This is a genomic window from Streptomyces sp. NPDC005494 (assembly GCF_042872025.1).
Lineage (GTDB): Bacteria > Actinomycetota > Actinomycetes > Streptomycetales > Streptomycetaceae > Streptomyces.
Genome location: NZ_JBIAJR010000002.1, coordinates 545,315 through 561,621 on the forward strand (window position 1 = coordinate 545,315; position 16,307 = coordinate 561,621).

Below are 16,307 nucleotides of genomic sequence, written 5' to 3' on the forward strand. Positions count from 1 at the left end.
CTAGGCGGCGTGGTCGTCCTTCAGCATGCTGCGGCGTTCCTGCTCACGCTTGGAGTAGGCGGCTGCCCGGATCGCCTCGTCGCTCTCCAACCCTGAGCCCAGCGCACCGGCCACGGTGGCGACCGAAGCGACGAACCAGGACAGCGTCCAGTACTCCGTGGCATTGAGTGGGGTTCGTGTCAGGGAGGCGAACACGTGTCCGTTGAGGATGAACAGTGCCCATACCAAGTTGATGACCAGCAAACCGACGTAGCAGACGAGCACCCCGATACCCAAGGTCATGATCGTCGAGGCGTTGTACAGAGCCGCCCGCTTTCGCGCTTCCGGCGACTCTCCTGCCGTTCGGTGCCACAGGTTCGCGTCTACGATCAGCCAGCCGATCATGAGCGCGACGGACCCGATCATGGCGATCACGAGGCGCGGCGTGCTCAGGGCCGCGGCGAGGCTCCAAACGGTGGAGTTCACGGTGGCGATGGCTCCGGTGGCGAGTGCGGCGGCCAGTGCCTTCGACAGGCCCGGTACCAACCGCCACGGCCGGTTGGCGCGGACCATACCGAACAGTAGCCGCAGGTAACCGCGCGGTCCGCTGACGACGTACCGACGATCAGCGGTTTCCTCCTCACCGACCTGGCCCGGGTGAATGGAGGTGAGAGGGCTGGCAAAGGGCCCTTGCAGGGGCCTACTTCGCGGACGTCCCTCAGCCTCCTCGCCGCTCGTGGCTTGTGGATCCGCCAACAAACTGAGCACGGCCTCTTCCACGGCTCGCCGGGCCCTTCTCTGCAGCCGCAAGCCGCCCAATGAAGGGAGTGACAGCAGCGCTGACCCGTCTTCGTGACTCAGATTCACCGCGAGCTTGCGCCCGTGTGCATGAAGCGGAAGGTCGGTGAGGGCCACGACGACGTCCCAGCCCTCCGAACTTCTGCGGTCGGCGATCCGCCGCATCAAAGTGGCCAGGTCCTCGGTCTCCGCGGTGAAAGGCTCGCTGACCACCCGCACATCGAACCGTCGCCCCTGAGCCGCCTTCTCGGCCAGCCGATCAGGGAGGGTCCGGGCCACGCGGTGGGCGATCTCCGTCGGAGCGTCCGGATCCGCCAGGAGAGCCACGACCGTAACGCCCTGAGACGACACCCTCACGACTGGGCCCTTCCTGTCGGCCGCCCGGCGATGAGCCGGTGAGCCCAGGATGCCCCCGAGGCAACATCGGCGCCCCTTGACGGGCTGGCCCCACCGGCGCCGGCAGACAGGTACGGATTCCTCCTCGCAGCACGGAACCGGCATCCACGACCCAGTCGCGATCGGGCGTACCTGGTGGTGGTGTGTGGCGCGGGCCGGGAGACTGACCGACTCGGCCGAGGAAGTCCCCAGGCAGGCGGCGGCCTTCGCGAACCGGCCCACCGACCAGCGGATCATGCAACCTGGTGTCACTACGCGCAGTCGAAAGTCAGGCGATCAGGGTGAAGGTGTCCGCCATGCAGAGACGACCCTTCCCTGCATGGCTGGAATGCCGAAGGAATCGGTCTGCGCCTCCTGACGGGGCCGGCCTCGCAGCCGTGACAGCGGTGCACGTGTGGCCGGCCGGCGGCCGGAAGATTGCTGCCTCTCCAGGAGGGCGCGGCGCTCGCCGTCCTCGGAACGTCACCCACCCCGGTGCGCGGGTCCCGGGCCACCGCCTTCAGCCTCCACGGCCTCCCGCACCCGCTGCTCCTCGCGCACGGAGCCGACGTCGCGCTCCAGGGGGGTGCGGCTCACGGCTGTCGCAAGGTCCTCCAGGGCGCGCTTCTGCAGGTCCGCCTCGCGCCGTAGCGCTGGGCCCCGGGCACCGGCGCCCTCCCACGCCTGGAGAGCTTTCTCCACGCGTCCCCAGTCCGGATCCTTGTGCTCGCGCATGTCGGCCGCCGCCTGCGCAGTGTCCGTTTCCAGGGCTTCGGCGAGCCCTTCCGCCTCGCGGGCGAAAGGGTGGTCGTCCTGCGGGACGCGGTTCTCCATGAGCGTCGCCGCCCTGTCGAACCCTTCGAGTGCCTCCTGTGCCTCCTCCGCCTCACGCGAAGTCAGGCCCCTGGGGCGGACCGGTTCCTGCTTTGCCCGGTCGTATGCCTCCTGCCAGGCGGCACGCGCTCTTCTGCTCGCCAGTTGGGCACGGCGCATGTCGGCTCGGCGTTCCCTGGTCGGTTCGGCGTAGTTGCGGAGCACCGCAGCCGCGTAGCGGCCGTCGGCGGCAAGCCAGTCCGCAAGCCGTTCCGGCAGCCGGGGCGTCTCCCACGCAGGGAACACCGCGTAGGCCAGCATCGCCAGGGCTCCGCCCAGCAGGGTGAGTACCATCCGCTCCGGGACCGTCTGTTCCCATGCCTGGCCGCCCATGCCGAGCAGGAAGACGACGTACGCGGCAGTGAAGCACTGGGAGTAGGCGTAGCCGGTACGGATCAGGGTGTACGACAGGCCCGCCGAGACCACCGCCAGCGCACCGAACACATGTGCGTCCGGGCCCAGGGCCCGCACCACCCCGGTGGCGAGCACGACCCCCACCACAGTCCCGGCGAGACGGGCGACCGCGCGCGCGTACGTCCGGTGGAAGTCCGGACGCATCACCATCACCGAGGCGATGGGTGCCCAGTAGCCGTGCCCCAGGGGCAGCCGGGCGGCGATGAGATAGCCGAGGGTGGCTACCGCCGCCAGCCGAACGGCATGCCGGAAGACGGGCGAGTCGTGGCGGAGCTCACGACGGACCGCCCGCACCATGACCGGGAGCAGCCGGAACATGGTCGGCCGCACCAGGAACTGAACGCCCGCGGGGCCATGCTGCGTGGGCGTCCTTCTGCGCGCGTTGCCGCACTCAGCGATCTCCAGCACCTCACCGAGCAGTTCCGCGAGTCTCTCGGCGGCCTGCCGCGCGGATCCCTCGAGCACCTCGTGCTGCTCGTCTTCGCGCAGGAGGTCCACAGTCTCGGGCGGTACCTCGACGGGGGTGCCGCGGCGGATCGATCGGGCGGCCGCATCCAAAACGTCGGCCGCCGCGTCGAGCAGCTCCCGCGCGCGGTCCCGTCCAGGTCCCTCCGCCGGGGCGCCGACGTCCGGGTCGGCGAGCGCGGCGATGGCCGGCAGAATACGCTCGGCAAGTCCTCGCGGGCCGTGGAGGGCGGTGGGGCGAGTGCGAGCCTGTGATGGCGTGACGGCCGCCGCGTCCCGGGCTGTCATCAAGGGCTCGGGGTCGAAGCGGGCAGTCGGGTCGTGCCGGAGCTGGCGGGCGTAGTCCGCCACAGCGGCCAGAGCGTCGGCGAGCGCGTCACGATGCGCCCCCCATCGGCGGATCGGGAACAGCAAGATCAGCACGGCCTGCACCACTCCGCCGAGCGCGATGATCCCGGCGTGCTCCAGGGCGCGTCCGACGCTCGTGGGCAGGGTGATGGTCACCAGCATGCTGCCGACCGTCGTCGCTGCGACGATCCCAGCGGTCGATCCGACGGCCCAGGCCAGCCCCGCGACAAAGGTCCACAGGGCCAGCAGCGGAAGGAACGTCACGAGTCGCCCCGCCGCCAGGTAACCCACCAGGGTACTGAGCGCCAACCCCGCGCCGGCGCCGAGCGCGATCACCTTACGTGGGCGCCAGGTGCGCTGGAAGGTGGCCCCGCCTGCGGAGAAAGCGCCGAGGGCGGCGGATGCGGCGTACGCGGGGGAGCCGAGCCACAGCGCCGGACCGATGACGAGTGCCACACCGGCGGCCGTGCGCAGCGCGAGCAGGAACTCCAGCCGCGTCTCCTCGATTCTGAGCCCGGACCAAAGGACTTCCATGAAGGCCCGCGGCCACGTCACGGGCGTGAACCCAGCCGGAAGGTCATGCCGACTCGCGTCGGCCGGATCCTGGTTCGGCCGACGTGCGAGAGCGCTTCCCACACGGCCCGGGAACAGGGTGACGGCCGCAGGTGCTGGGACGGGACGCTGCTACTGCGGACACCTCTGGCCGAAGGTCCGGCTGACGCCGGCGAGCCGCCGTTCCGCCGCACAACCGATCTGCCCTCCTTGAGCCCGGTCACCAGACGCACCATCACGTTCGTCTCGCCACCGCCGCCTAGGAGACGGGCGGGACGAGCCGTACTCCATCGCCACCGGCTCCTGTGCATCTGCGTACATCTAGCCATCGTGCTCGTCCTGGAGCATGTGGCGACGTTCCTGTTCGCGCTTCGAGTAAGCCGCTGCTCGGATCGCCTCGTCGCTCTCCAGGCCTGATCCCAGCGCGCCGCCCACCGTGGCGGTCGAAGCCACGAACCACGACAGCGTCCAGTAGTCCGTTGCGTTCAACGGGTTTCGTGTCATGGAGGCGAACACTTGGTCGTTGAGGATGAACAGCCCCCACACAAAGTTGATGACCATCAGGCCCACGTAGCAGACGAGTACCCCGATACTCACGGTCACTACGGTCGAGGTGTTGTAGAGAGCCGTCCTCTGCCTCGCCTCCGGCGAGCCCTCCCCTGTCCGATGCCACAGGTTCGCGTCCACGATCAGCCAGCCGATCATGAGCCCGACAGACCCGACCGTGGCGACGACCAGGCGTGGCGTGCTCAGGGACGTAGCCAGGCTCCAGACGGTGGAGTCCAGAGTGGCGACGGCTCCGGTGGCGAGTGCGGCCGCCAGGCCTTTCGAAAGGCCCGGGACCAGCCGCCACGGCCGGTTGGCGCGGACCATACCGAAGAGAACCCGTAGATAGCCGCGCGGCCCGCTGATGGCGTACCGGAGATCAGGGCTCTCCTCCTCGCCGACCCGACGCGGGTGAACGGGTGTGGGACGACGGTCGACGGACTCCGGGAGCATCTGCCTTCGTGCGGGCCTCCCAGAGGCGGTGGGCTGCGGGCCCGACAAGTCGAGCACGGCTTCTTCCACAGCAAGGCGGGCCCTCGTCTGCAGCCGGAAGCCCCCCAACGAAGGCAGCGACAACAAGGCCAAGCCGTGTTCGTGGCTCATATGCGCGACGAGCCTGCGGCCGTGCGAGTGCAGCGGGAGGTCGGTGAGGGCGACGACGATGTCCCAATTCTCCGCACTGCCACGGTCCATGATCCGGCGCATCAAGGTAGGTGGGTCCTCCGTCCCTGAAGTGAAGGGCTCACTGATCACTTCGATGTCGAACCGTCGCCCTTGGCCAGACCTGTCGGCGAGCCGAGCGGGAAGGGTCCGGCTCATACGCTTCGCGATCTCGGTCGGTGCGTCCGGGTCCGCGAGGAGAGCCACGACCGTAACGCCCGGCGACGACGCTTGCATGACTGGATCCTTCTCGTTGTCCGTCCCCGCGACCGCAAGTGCCCACAGAATGCCCCCGGGGCGGCGTCGGCGCTGCGATGACACGCTGGCTCCCGCCGACCGGTGCATGCGGCGCGGCCAGATCTCCGCGTTCTCCCGGAACGGGGCCTGCTCCCGGTGACCGGTGCTCAGCCCGCTCGCGCCGTCGTCAGGAGTCCGCGAGCCGGGCCGCGAGATAGGGCGCGGTGGCGCTGCGGCGGGCCCTCGCTACCTTGGCCGGCGGGCCCGCCGCGACCACCCGCCCGCCCGCGTCGCCACCGCCCGGCCCGAGGTCGATGACCCAGTCGGCGGTGACGATCGTGTCCAGGTCATGCTCGACGAGGACGACCGTGTTGCCCGCGTCGACGAGCCGGTGCAGTTGTCGCAGCAGCAGCGCGATGTCCGAGGGGTCCAGCCCCGCCGTCGGCTCGTCGAGCAGGTAGAGCGCGTGGCCGCGGCGGGCTCGCTGCAGTTCGCTGGCCAGTTTGATGCGCTGCGCCTCACCACCGCTGAGCTCCGTCGCGGGCTGCCCCAGCCGCAGGTACCCCAGTCCCACCTCGCGCAACGTCTCCAGACTGCGGGAGGCGGCCGGCACGGCGGACAGGAACTGGGCAGCGGCGTCGACGGACAACGCCAGCACTTCCGCGATGTTCTTGCCACGGTAGGTGACTTCCAGCGTTTCGGCGTTGTACCGGGCGCCCTGGCAGGCCGGGCACGGCGCGTAGGTACCAGGCAGGAACAGCAGTTCCACCGCGACGAATCCCTCGCCCTGGCAGGTCTCGCACCGTCCTTCAGGCACGTTGAAGGAGAACCGCCCGGCCGAGTAGCCGCGCGCCCTGGCCTCGTCGCCACGCCGTCCGGCCGACGCCACGATGGCTGGGTGCGCCCGGAGCGGACCGGCGGAGAAGTCAGCGCCAGGCCACGGACCGGCCCGTCACCGGTCGAGGCCCCTCCGGGCCTGCGGTGCGGACCAGGTTGCCGGCGATTTCCCGATGCTCGTGCACGAGGCGGATCGCCATGGCACCTTCACCGGTGGCCGAGGCAACTCGTTTGACCGAGCCGCTCCTGACGTCGCCGGCTGCGAAGACCCCGGGAAGACTGGTCTCCAGCAGCAACGGACCACGGCCGAGAGAGTCCCACCGGGTCGCGTCGGCAGCAGCCTGGGCGTCAGCCCCCGTCAGGACGAAGCCCTTCTCGTCCAGGGCGAGCACGCCCCTCAGCCACTCCGTGCGCGGGCGAGCCCCGATGAAAACGAACAGCGCGGCGGCCCGCAGCGTGCGGCGCTCACCATGCGCGTTGTCCTCGACGCTGAGCGACTCCAGTTTTTCCTTCCCGGAGGCCCCCCGGACTTCGGTGTGGAGCAGCACCTCGATCTTGGGATGCCGTTCCACCTGGTCCACCAGGTAACGCGACATGTTCGCATTGAGGTCGCTGCCCCGGACGAGGAGGTGGACTCCGGACGCGTACTGGGCCAGGAACAGCGCCGCCTGTCCGGCGGAGTTGCCTCCGCCGACCACGGCGACGGGGTCCGCCTCGCAGAGACTGGCCTCGTGCACGGTCGCCGCGTAGTAGACGCTGACGCCCTCCAGACGGTCGATGCCGGGCACCTCGAGCCTGCGGTACCGGACACCTGAGGCGAGCACCACGGCGTCCGCCCGGACTTGGGACCCGTCGGTGAAGGTGACCACGTACTCGTCGTCCCGCGGGATGAGCCTGTCGACCTGGGCCGGCACCATGAGGCGGGCACCGAATTTGTGGGCCTGGAGCACCGCGCGTTCGATGAGCTCGCCTCCGGAGATGCCCGACGGGAAGCCGAGGTAGTTCTCGATGCGGGACGAGGTGGCTGCCTGGCCTCCGGTGGCCACGGAGTCGGCCGAGATCGTGGTGAGGCCGTCGGAGGCGCCGTACACGGCTGCGGCGAGTCCTGCGGGGCCTGCGCCGACCACCATCACGTCGCACTGGGCGGCCTTCGCCGTGGGGGCAGGCAGCCCGATGAGCCTGGCGAGTTCGGCATTGCTCGGGTTGCGCAGCACCCGCTCGCCCTTCCAGAGGACGACCGGAGTTTCCTCGGGGCGGATGGAGAACCGACGCAGCAGCGCCTCAGCCTCCTTGTCCCGCTCCAGATCCAGCCAGCGGTGGGGCAGCCGGTTGCGGGCAGCGAACTCACGCAGGCGCAGCGTGTCCCGCGAGTAGCACGATCCCAGGATGCGGAAGCCTGCGCCGATCCCTATGAGCAGATATCGCCGGCCCAGACAGGCGCGGAGGATCAGGTCGCCGAGTACGGGGTCGCGGCCGATCAAGGCGCGTTGGCGCTCCACCGGTACAGCCAGGATTTCACCTTCCTCACGCACGACGGCGGTCTCGAACGCCGCCTGCCCCTCCAGCATCCCCAGTTCACCCAGGAATCTGCCGGGTCCGTGTGCCGCCACGGTGCGCTCTTCCGGCCCGCCGTGGTCCTGAAGGATCTCGACGGTCCCGCTGAGGATCGCGAGGAACTCCCGGAACGGCTCGCCCTCCCGGTACAGCACCTCACCTTCCCTGGTCCTGCGGCGCTCGCCGTGCACGGTCAGGTCCTGAAGCTGTTCCGGCGTCAGGCGGGGGAACGCCCCGTACCGGTCCGGCGTCTCGCGGACCGGACCATTCTCGTGCTGGGCAGTACTCATCAGACCAGAGCCTCGTGAACGTAGCACCAGCGCCAGTCCTCGCCCGGTTGGAAGGACTGCACGATGGGGTGCTCGGCGCTGCCCGCGTGTCGTCGGGCGTGCTTGAGGGGTGAGGAATCGCAGCAGCCGACGTGCCCGCAGGTGAGGCAGAGGCGCAGGTGCACCCAAGGGGAATGCTCCTTGAGGCACTCCTCGCAGCCCTGCGGGGTACGCGGTGTGACTGGCCGCACCATTGCCAGGTGCGGATCCGGAATCGTGGCCATGACGTTCTCCTCTCATGGATGGTTGTCCGGCCGCCCACGATGGTCTCCGGTCCGGTTACAGAAATTCCGGACCGCGACGGCCGGCGCAGCAGCTACGGCAGGACGACGGCAAGCGAGTGGGGAAGGCCGGACTTGAGGTGATCCCATTCCCCTTCGCTGACGTAGCGCTTCAAGGACTCCAGCACGGTGCGCACGACCGTTTCGATGCCGCCGTCGACCGCGTAGGGAAAGTCGTCCCGCACTCGCTGGAAGAATTCCTCGCCACTGAGTTTCACCGGTGTCTCCGACGGCTTCCATCCGTCGTAGTAGACGCCGCGGATCAGAGTCGGAAGCTGCGCCCCCAGGTGCGCCGCCGCGTCCGCGGAGAGACGATCCCGTAGCCGGTGCAGGACGGCGCGCAGAGCGGCGTACGACTGCTTCCGGCGTTCCTTCGGCCAGCCGTTGGCTTCCTCGATGTCCCTCAGGAGCCGATTGGCCTTGTCCACCATCGTGTCGAAGGAGGAAAATACCGTTTCGCTCATTTCGGGGCTCCTTTCGTCACCGGAGGGCTGAGCGGTGACGGATCGTCATCCGATGGTTCCTTTGAGGCCCGCGCCGAGTCGGACGTGCGACTCGGTACCGTGCGGTCTCGGGGAGCCTCTGTGGTGGCCGGGCCATGGTGGCTCACCGCCCCGCAGTGGTCTGCCGGCCTTCCAGGGCTTGTTCGACCCACTGACGCAGGACGTGCGCCGGTGCCGCACCGGCCTGTCGTGCGACCGTCTCGCCCCGGTCCTGGACGAGCAGCGTGGGCACTGCTTGGACCTCGAAGCGCCGACTGACTCCTGGGTTCTTGTCGATGTCGACCTTGACGAGCTTGATCCGTCCGGCGAGGTCGCGGGCGACCTGCTCGAGGGCGGGACTGACCATGCGGCAGGGACCGCACCAGGTGGCCCAGAGGTCGACGACGACAGGTTGGACGGCGTTGTCGGCGACTTCGGTGAAATCGTCGTCACCCGCGTCGACGACCCAGGGCAGCGGCTGCTTGCAGTGGCCGCACCTGGGGCGTCCCTCGGCGGCGACAGGAATGCGGTTGTCGCGCCCGCAGTGTGGGCAGGTCACTGTCGTCGTGCGAGTGGTGTTCACGCTGCCCTCGCTTCCCGGGCCTCGTCCTGCTGGTCGTAGGTGACCACCAGCTCCCCGTGTTGGGCGTCGACACGGACCGTCGCGCCGTCCTGGACGTCACCGCGCAGAAGAGCACGACCGACCAGCGTCTCGACCTCGTGGGAGATGTACCGCCGCAGCGGCCGGGCCCCGTACACCGGGTCGTAGCCCTCGTGGGAGATCAGCTCTCTGGCCGCATCGGTGAGTTCGACGTCGATGCGGCGTTCCGCCAGCCGCTGCCGCAGTTCGTCGAACTGCAGCTCCACGATACGTTCGATCTGCCGCTCACCCAGCGGCTTGAACAGCACGATGTCATCGACGCGGTTGAGGAACTCCGGGCGGAAGTGCCCGCGCAGCTCGCCCATCACCAGGGCGCGGGCGTCAGGCTTGATCTCACCCTCGGCGGTGGCGCCGTCGAGGAGGTGCTCGGAGCCGATGTTGGACGTCATGATGATCACGGTGTTGCGGAAGTCGACGGTGCGGCCCTGTGCATCGGTGATGCGGCCGTCATCGAGGATCTGCAGCAGGGTGTTGAAGACGTCGCTGTGTGCCTTCTCGATCTCGTCGAACAGCACGACCGAGTACGGCTTGCGGCGTACGGCCTCGGTGAGTTGGCCGCCTTCCTCGTAGCCGACGTATCCGGGTGGTGCGCCCATGAGCCTGCTGACGGTGTGCCGCTCCTGGTACTCACTCATGTCGAGGCGGACCATGTTGTCCTCGGAGTCGAACAGTGCCCGGGCGAGAGTCTTGGTCAGCTCGGTCTTTCCGACGCCGGTGGGGCCGAGGAAGATGAAGGAACCGATGGGGCGGCGAGGGTCGCGGATGCCGGAGCGGGCGCGGATGATCGCGTCGGCGACGAGCTTGACGGCCTCGTCCTGGCCGACGACGCGCTCGCGAAGGATCTCGTCGAGGCGCAGCAGCTTGTCGCGTTCACCCTCCTGCAGGCGGGCGACCGGGATGCCGGTCCACGCGGCGACGATCTCTGCGATCTCCTCTTCGGTGACCACCTCGCGCAGCAAACGGTTCTGGCCCTGCCTGGTGGCCAGCCGCTCCTCCTCCGCTGCGAGCCGGCGCTCCAGGTCCTGGAGGCGGCCGTACCGGAGTTCGGCAGCCCGGTTGAGGTCGTAGGCGCGTTCGGCTTCCTCCGCCTCGTGGCGGACCTGTTCCAGTTCCTGGCGCAGTTCCTGCACCCGTCGGATCGCCTGTCGTTCGGCCTCCCACTGGGCGTGTTTGGCGTCGGCCTCACCGCGCAGGTCGGCCAGTTCCTTGCGCAGCTCCTCCAGGCGGGCTTGGCTCGCGGGGTCGGATTCCTTGGAGAGTGCGGCTTCCTCGATCTCCAGGCGGGTGACTCGGCGGGTGACCTCGTCGAGTTCGGCAGGCATGGAGTCGATCTCGGTACGCAGCCGGGCGCATGCCTCGTCGACGAGGTCGATGGCCTTGTCGGGCAGGAATCGATCAGTGATGTAACGGTGACTGAGGGTGGCGGCGGAGACCAGTGCGGTGTCTTGTATCTTGACGCCGTGGAACACCTCCAGGCGCTCGCGCAGGCCACGCAGGATGGAGATGGTGTCCTCGAGGCTGGGCTCGTCGACCAAAACCTGTTGGAACCTTCGTTCGAGCGCGGCGTCCTTCTCGATGTGCTTGCGGTACTCGTCGAGAGTGGTGGCGCCGATCATGTGCAGTTCACCGCGGGCAAGCATCGGCTTGAGCATGTTCCCCGCGTCCATGGCCCCTTCGGTGGCGCCCGCGCCGACAACGGTGTGCAACTCGTCGACGAAGAGCAAGATGCCGCCCTGTGCGGCCTTGACCTCGCTGAGCACGGCCTTGAGGCGTTCCTCGAACTCGCCTCGGTACTTGGCGCCGGCGACCAGGGAGCCCATGTCGAGGGAGAACACGACCTTGTCGCGGAGCCCTTCGGGGACGTCTCCGCGGACGATGCGCTGGGCGAGGCCCTCGATGATGGCGGTCTTGCCGACACCGGGGTCTCCGATGAGGACCGGGTTGTTCTTGGACTTCCGGCTCAGGATCTGGGTGACACGGCGGATCTCGGCGTCCCGGCCGATGACCGGGTCGAGCCTGCCCTCCTTGGCCTCGGCGACGAGATCGCGGCCGTACTTCTCCAGGGCCTCGTAGGCCACTTCGGGGTTGGCGGAGGTGACACGCTGATTGCCGCGGACCTGGGTGAGTGCGCCCAGGAACGAGTCCCTCGTGATCCCTGCCTGGTTGAGCAGACGTCCGGCGGCTGTTGATGACCCTTCCTCAGCCAGGGCGAGCAGGAGGTGCTCCACGGACACGTACTCGTCCTTGAGACGTTTGGCCTCCCGTTCAGCGGCGTCGAGCAGGCCGGCCAGGCGCTGAGTGACGAAGACCTGGCTAGGTGCCGCACCGGGGCCGGTGACCTTCGGGCGGCGGGAGAGTTCCTCGCGCACAGCCGCGCGCAGTTCCTTCGGCTCGGCTCCGGCCTGCTGCAGCAGCCGTGGGATCAGACCGTCCTCCTGATCGAGGAGTGCAAGCAGCAGGTGCTCTCCATCCACTTCGGTCTGCCCCATGCGGCCGGCCGCGGACTGGGCCTCCTGGAGGGCTTCCTGGGACTTCTGTGTGAGACGGTTCATGTCCATGGGGGTGTTTCACTCCTCGTGCCGCGGCCACGCAGGGCGGTTTCGAGCAGGCTGATGCGGTCGAGCAGGTCGAGCACCAGGCCGATGGATGCGTAATTGAGGCAGAGCCCGGATCGCAGCCGCTGGATGCGGGCGAGTACCGCTGGTGCGTCGCGGTCGAAGACCAGGCGGCCGACTGCATCGCGTTCGGCGTCGACCAGCCCGAGGGCGACGAACCTGCGGACCAGATCGGGATGGAGACCCGATCGACGGGCCACGGCCTCCAACGAAAGTCTTGGGGCGGGAACGAGCGCATAGCGGGCAGCCGTCGAAGCCGTGGCGGCATAGGTGACCGGCTGAACCGGGCGGTCGCCCGCACCGGACCGGCCGAGGCCCGCCGCTCCCGTGGGTCGGTCGTTCATCACGTCCTCCTGGGGTCGAACGAGGAGGTCGCGGCGAGCTCCTCGAACAGTTCACGCTCCCGGTCGCCGAGCGTGGGTGGCACCATGACGCGGAGTTCGGCATACAGGTCGCCGTTCGCACCGCGCGGGTTCGGCATGCCCTCGCCGCGCAGCCGCAGCCGACGCCCGCTGGACGAGCCGGCAGGCACCGTGACCTTGGCTGTGCCACCGCCCGGTGTGGGCACCGGCACGGTCGCACCCAGGGCCGCCTCCCACGGGGTGACCGGGACCTGCACGTGGACGTCGCGACCGTCCAGCCGGAACAGAGGATGGGACTGAATCCGCACCCGCAGGTGCAGGTCGCCCGCGGGTGCGGCACCACTGCCTCGCCCGCCCTCACCCGCCAGCCGGATGCGCTGCCCGTCGGTGACGCCCGGCGGGACGTCGACCTCGTAGCGCCGCGGCTGCCCGGTGGGCCCGGCCAGTGTGACGGTACGGCGGCCGCCCTTGTACGCCTCCTCGACGGTGAGCGGCAGTTCGGCCTCCTGATCGGCTCCCGGAACGCCTGCGGAGCCGGCACCCGCACCGAAGAGCGACCCGAGCAGGTCCTCGATGTCCACATTCTCGGATGAGAAGTCATCGCCGAAACCGGTGGTGTACCGGACGCGGGGGCCGCCGGCGCCTGCGGTCCGCCGGGTACGGAATCCGCCGGCCGCTCCGGCCGCGACCCGGTCGTCGAAGTCTTCGGGGATCTTGCGGAAGTCTTCGCCGAAGCGGTCGTAGCGTGCCCGGGTCTTCGGGTCGGACAGGACGCTGTATGCCTCGTTGAGGTCCTTGAAGCGTTCCTCCGCCGCCGGATCCTTGTTGACGTCGGGATGGTGCTTGCGGGCGAGCTTGCGATATGCCTGCTGGATCTCGTCCTGGCTCGCGGTCCGCGACACTCCCAGCACTTCGTAGAAGTCCCGTGCCATGACAGATCACTCCCGCTTCGCGACAGTCACGGTGGCGGGCCTCAGCTGCCGATCGCCGTCGCCGTAGCCTGGGCGCAGCACCTGCACGACGGTGCCCGGCTCGAAGTCGGGGTCATCGACGACGCTGACCACCTCGTGGCGTGCCGGGTCGAAGGCCACGCCGGTCTCCGCGTGCCGCGGGTAGCCGAGCAGTTCGAGGACGTTCACTGCCTGGTCGCGGACCGCCCGGATGCCCTCCACGATCGCACTCGAATCGGCGTCGGCGTGGGACAGGGCGAGTTCGAGGTTGTCCAGGACGGGCAGGAAGGCGGCGGCTGTACGCGAACGCTCCACCGTCCGCTCCCGCTCCAGTTCCCTCGCGTGACGCTTGCGCAGATTGTCGAGGTCGGCGAGCGCGCGCCGCCAGCGGTCCTCCAGTTCCTGAATCGCGGCTGTGTGCTCGTCCACCGCAGGCACAGGGCCGACGGCGTCGGGTCCCGGTTCGTCGTTCGTCGCTGGCGGCCGGACAGGCGCGCCGGGTTGACGCCATTCCTCGCCCGAAGGGCGTACGGCGTCCTCCGGAGCCGGTTCGGCCGACGTGGCCCGGTCGGGTTCTCGCGGGTGTCGGGGCATGGCGGCCTCAACCCTTGTCGAACTCGGCGTCGATGACATCGTCGCCACCGTTGCCGCCATTCGGGGGAGCGCCGGTGGCGGCGTCCTGACCCGGGCTTCCCGTGGCGGTAGCACCCTGCTGGGCAGCCAGTCCGGCGAGGACCTGCTGGAGTTCGGAGGCAAGTGGCCGCACACGCTCCACACCCGCCTCTTCCTTGACCGCCGCCCGGGCGTCGGAGACGAGCATCTCGGCGCGTGCCTTCTCGTGCGCGGGGGCTGCGTCGCCCAGTTCGGCGAGGCGCTTCTCGACCTGGTACGCGACGGCGTCGAGCTCGTTGCGGGCGTCGACGGCTTCGCGGAGCTCTCGGTCCTGGCCCTGGTTGCGCTCGGCCTCCTGCACCATGCGCTCGACCTCACCGCGGTCCAGGTTGGAGCTCTCGCTGATGGTGATGCCCTGTTCCTTTCCGGTGTCCCCGTCGCGCGCCTTGACATTGAGGATGCCGTTGGCGTCGATGTCGAAGGTGACCTCGATCTGCGGTTCGCCCCGCGGCGCCGGCCGGATGTCGGTCAGCTGGAACCGGCCGAGCACCCGGTTGTCGGCAGCACGCTCTCGCTCACCCTGGAGGACCACCACATCGACGGCCGGCTGGTTGTCCTCTGCGGTGGAGAACGTTTCGGTACGCCGCACCGGGATGGTGGTGTTCCGCTCGATGATCTTCGTCATGACTCCGCCGCGCGTCTCGACGCCCAGCGACAGGGGCGTGACATCCAGCAGCAGGACGTCCTTGACCTCACCCTTGAGCACCCCGGCCTGGATCGCGGCGCCCAGGGCCACGACCTCGTCGGGGTTGACGCTCATGTTGGGGTCCTTGCCGCCGGTCAGCCGGCGGACCAGGGCCTGGACCGCTGGTATGCGTGTGGAGCCGCCTACGAGGATGACCTCGTCGATGTCACTCTCGCCGACCTTGGCGTCGGCCATCGCCTGCTTGACCGGCTCCAGGCACCGTTCCACCAGGTCAGCGGTGATCTGCTCGAATGTGGACCGCATGACGGAATCGGTGAGGTGTTTGGGGCCCGAGGCGTCGGCGGTGATGAATGGCAGGCTGACCTGCGTCTGCGTCACAGAACTGAGCTCGGTCTTGGCCTTCTCGGCCGCCTCGAACAGTCGTTGCAGCGCCTGCGGGTCATTGCGCAGGTCGATGCCGTTCTCCTTCTGGAAGCCGTCTGCGAGATGGTCCACCAGGCGCCGGTCGAAGTCGTCTCCGCCCAGGTGGCTGTCCCCGGCGGTGGAGCGCACTTCCACCACCCCGTCACCGACATCGAGGATGCTCACGTCGAAGGTGCCGCCGCCCAGGTCGAAGACGAGGACGGTCTCGTGCTGCTTCTTGTCCATGCCGTACGCGAGGGCGGCCGCCGTCGGCTCGTTGATGATGCGCAGCACCTCCAGACCCGCGATCCGGCCGGCATCCTTGGTGGCAGTGCGCTGTGCATCGTTGAAGTAGGCGGGCACCGTGATGACAGCCTCCGTGACGCGCTCCCCCAACTGCTTTGAGGCGTCGTCGGCGAGTTTGCGCAGCACCTGTGCGCTGATCTCCTCAGGCGCGTACAGCTTGTCGCGCACCTTGAAGCGTGCCGCCCCGCCGTCCCCCTCGACGACGTCGTACGCCACCGCCTTCGCCTCGTCGGAGATCTCGTCGAAGTGCCGGCCTATGAATCGCTTGGCCGAGTAGATGGTGCCCTTGGGGTTGAGGATCGCCTGGCGCCGGGCCATCTGGCCCACCAGGCGCTCGCCGGTGTCGGTGAAAGCCACCACGGACGGTGTCGTCCGGTTGCCCTCGGTGTTGGGCACGACGGACGGCTCGCCGCCCTCCCACACGGCGATCACCGAGTTGGTGGTACCCAGGTCTATACCCACTGCCTTGGCCATGAGGAGCTCCTCCCGGTGCGGCGGCCCGCGCCGATTCCCGGTTCACTTTCGTCAGCTGTGGACGGGACCTCCGCGAACGGCCCGGGGCGCGCCAGATGCAGCGTCGCTGCAATGCGCACCGGTTCGGCTGCGTCGAGCGCCATGCCCAACCTTGGCAACCGCACCAGTACGGCCCGCAACGGCAGGAGCATGCCGAACAGCAGCTTCGTTACCAGCAGCCGCAGGATCAGCTTGCGAGCGCGAGGGACAAGACCGAAGGAACCGACCTGTAGTGCTGCTCAGTCGTAGCTCCCTTTCTCCTGCCGGTTCGCACGCGGAGGTTGTCGAACGCTCCCCACCATGTCGAGCCGAGTTGCTCTGCGCCTGCGCCTGGCCGGTCAGAAGTGCACGAGCTCGGTCGCCCTGCGAGCACTAGAGTGCATATAGGGATGTATGGGACGGAGTGGCTTGTGGGCAGTAGCCGTAACAGCGCTCGCCTCGCCCTCCGAC

12 protein-coding genes and 1 pseudogene are annotated in these 16,307 nt (G+C 68.9%); all 13 read right to left on the reverse strand.

The features are described from left to right. Window positions 1-1,104, reverse strand: a complete 1,104-nt coding sequence (locus ACFYQ6_RS08225; protein WP_388761615.1) for a hypothetical protein — start codon at window positions 1,102-1,104, stop codon at window positions 1-3. Window positions 1,105-1,635: 531 nt separating this feature from the next. Next, window positions 1,636-3,807, reverse strand: a complete 2,172-nt coding sequence (locus tag ACFYQ6_RS08230; RefSeq protein WP_388761618.1) for an FUSC family protein — start codon at window positions 3,805-3,807, stop codon at window positions 1,636-1,638. Window positions 3,808-4,125: 318 nt separating this feature from the next. Further along, on the reverse strand, window positions 4,126-5,247 hold the full coding sequence (locus ACFYQ6_RS08235; protein ID WP_388761620.1) for a hypothetical protein: 1,122 nt from the start codon (window positions 5,245-5,247) through the stop codon (window positions 4,126-4,128). Window positions 5,248-5,434: 187 nt separating this feature from the next. Beyond that, a pseudogene (locus ACFYQ6_RS08240) lies at window positions 5,435-6,112 on the reverse strand (ABC transporter); the annotation flags it as partial. Window positions 6,113-6,173: 61 nt separating this feature from the next. Continuing rightward, window positions 6,174-7,928 carry an FAD-dependent oxidoreductase gene (locus ACFYQ6_RS08245; RefSeq protein ID WP_388761623.1) on the reverse strand — a complete coding sequence of 585 codons (1,755 nt, stop codon included), beginning with the start codon at window positions 7,926-7,928 and terminating at the stop codon, window positions 6,174-6,176. After that, window positions 7,928-8,191: a UBP-type zinc finger domain-containing protein gene (locus ACFYQ6_RS08250; RefSeq protein ID WP_361585846.1), complete on the reverse strand. Its 264-nt coding sequence runs from the start codon at window positions 8,189-8,191 to the stop codon at window positions 7,928-7,930. Before ACFYQ6_RS08250 ends, ACFYQ6_RS08245 begins: the two co-directional genes overlap by 1 nt. Before the next feature lie 92 nt (window positions 8,192-8,283). Continuing rightward, window positions 8,284-8,712, reverse strand: a complete 429-nt coding sequence (locus tag ACFYQ6_RS08255) for a DUF2267 domain-containing protein (protein WP_388761626.1) — start codon at window positions 8,710-8,712, stop codon at window positions 8,284-8,286. 142 nt (window positions 8,713-8,854) lie between these two features. Further along, on the reverse strand, window positions 8,855-9,313 hold the full coding sequence (trxA, locus tag ACFYQ6_RS08260) for a thioredoxin (protein ID WP_388761629.1): 459 nt from the start codon (window positions 9,311-9,313) through the stop codon (window positions 8,855-8,857). Then, on the reverse strand, window positions 9,310-11,949 hold the full coding sequence (gene clpB / locus ACFYQ6_RS08265; protein WP_388761632.1) for an ATP-dependent chaperone ClpB: 2,640 nt from the start codon (window positions 11,947-11,949) through the stop codon (window positions 9,310-9,312). Before clpB ends, trxA begins: the two co-directional genes overlap by 4 nt. Continuing rightward, a complete protein-coding gene (locus ACFYQ6_RS08270; protein ID WP_361585858.1) occupies window positions 11,940-12,350 on the reverse strand; it encodes a chaperone modulator CbpM in 411 nt (136 codons plus the stop codon). Before ACFYQ6_RS08270 ends, clpB begins: the two co-directional genes overlap by 10 nt. After that, window positions 12,350-13,300 (reverse strand): J domain-containing protein, encoded by a 951-nt coding sequence (locus tag ACFYQ6_RS08275; RefSeq protein ID WP_361585860.1) that lies wholly within the window; start codon window positions 13,298-13,300, stop codon window positions 12,350-12,352. Before ACFYQ6_RS08275 ends, ACFYQ6_RS08270 begins: the two co-directional genes overlap by 1 nt. Before the next feature lie 6 nt (window positions 13,301-13,306). Beyond that, on the reverse strand, window positions 13,307-13,912 hold the full coding sequence (locus tag ACFYQ6_RS08280) for a nucleotide exchange factor GrpE (protein WP_361585863.1): 606 nt from the start codon (window positions 13,910-13,912) through the stop codon (window positions 13,307-13,309). A 7-nt stretch (window positions 13,913-13,919) separates the two neighbouring features. Then, complete coding sequence (gene dnaK, locus ACFYQ6_RS08285) at window positions 13,920-15,818, reverse strand: molecular chaperone DnaK (protein ID WP_361585866.1); 1,899 nt, start codon at window positions 15,816-15,818, stop codon at window positions 13,920-13,922. Window positions 15,819-16,307 lie beyond the last annotated feature (489 nt).